Origin of the sequence: Burkholderia sp. HI2714 (genome assembly GCF_002223085.1) — a bacterium.
Classification (GTDB): domain Bacteria; phylum Pseudomonadota; class Gammaproteobacteria; order Burkholderiales; family Burkholderiaceae; genus Burkholderia; species Burkholderia lata_D.
Map to the genome: position 1 here is coordinate 1 of NZ_NKFM01000142.1, position 1,460 is coordinate 1,460.

A 1,460-nucleotide genomic window follows, 5' to 3' on the forward strand; every position below is an offset into this window, starting at 1 on the left:
CCCCGTTACTATCTTCACGCCCCGATAATCGGGGCTTTGGCCAGCCAGACCCGGCATGATTCCCGCCCCCAGTCGCAGTCATGATCCGGGGGGTGTTGTCACCGGGTCTGGTGGGTGGCTGGTGATCGCTGATAGGGGTTTGGCCGGGATTTCCCGACGCCGTCCGTAACGTGGATGCCGAGACTTGCCACCGTTGTTGCAGGCCAATCCGTTCACTCTGCTCATACTTCGATGCAAGACACTCAACAACATGGCGCCGTCGATGTCTTCGTCGGCGTTGATGTCGGTAAAGGCCAGCATCATGCCGTCGCGCTCGACCGGAACGGCAAGCGCCTTTACAACAAGGCGCTACCCAACGACGAGGTCAAGCTGCGAGCCCTCATCACCGAGCTCAAGACTCACGGTCGACTGTTGTTCGTCGTCGATCAACCGTCCACCATCGGCGCGCTTCCTGTAGCCGTCGCCCGTGCTGAAGGCGTCCTCGTCGCCTATCTGCCGGGACTGGCCATGCGTCGCATCGCCGACCTACATGCAGGCGAAGCCAAGACCGATGCCCGCGATGCCGCGATCATTGCCGAGGCCGCTCGCTCGATGCCGCACACACTACGCTCGCTTCGGTTGGCAGACGAGCAACTCGCCGAACTCACCATGCTGTGCGGCTTCGACGACGATCTCGCGTCTCAGGTCACTCAAACCAGCAACCGCATTCGCGGCCTGCTCACCCAGATCCATCCGGCGCTCGAGCGCGTTCTCGGACCGCGCCTCGACCATCCGGCGGTGCTCGATCTGCTTGAGCGCTACCCCTCGCCAGCCGCGCTTGCCGCAACTAGCGAGAAGACGCTCGCCAACCGCCTGACCAAGCTCGCGCCTCGCATGGGCAAGAACTTAGCGGCCGAAATCGTTCAAGCGCTGAGCGAGCAAGCCGTGATCGTACCCGGCACGCAGGCTGCCACCATCGTCATGCCCCGCTTGGCCCAGCAACTCGCCGCCTTGCGCAAGCAGCGTGACGAAATCGCCGCCGAAGTTGAGCGGCTGGTGCATGCTCACCCTCTTTGGCCGGTCCTGACCAGCATGCCGGGAGTCGGCGTCAGGACCGCCGCCAGACTCCTGACCGAAGTCGCCCATAAAGCCTTCGCCTCGGCTGCTCATCTCGCGGCCTACGCTGGCCTCGCGCCGGTCACCCGGCGCTCAGGCTCGTCGATCCGAGGCGAACATCCATCCAGACGCGGCAACAAGGTGCTCAAGCGCGCCTTGTTCCTCTCCGCCTTCGCGGCATTGCGGGATCCTGTCTCGCGGGCTTACTACGCGCGCAAGATCCAGCAGGGCAAGCGCCACAACCAGGCACTCATCGCGCTGGCACGGCGACGCTGCGACGTCCTGTTCGCCATGCTGCGCGACGGCACCATTTACCAACCCAAGTCAGCCCCTAACGCTTGACGAAAGACATAGGGGCACCCCCC

General features: G+C 64.0%; 1 protein-coding gene. It reads left to right on the plus strand.

The annotated features are described in order from the left end of the window. Positions 1–231: 231 nt before the first annotated feature. Positions 232–1,437 carry an IS110 family transposase gene (locus CFB82_RS41515; RefSeq protein ID WP_069247589.1) on the plus strand — a complete coding sequence of 402 codons (1,206 nt, stop codon included), beginning with the start codon at positions 232–234 and terminating at the stop codon, positions 1,435–1,437. Positions 1,438–1,460: the final 23 nt, after the last annotated feature.

What these genes read in the sequence shown, in the direction of transcription:
- CFB82_RS41515 (WP_069247589.1), top strand. Translation starts at nt 232, where the DNA reads ATGCAAGACACTCAACAACATGGCGCCGTCGATGTCTTCGTCGGCGTT.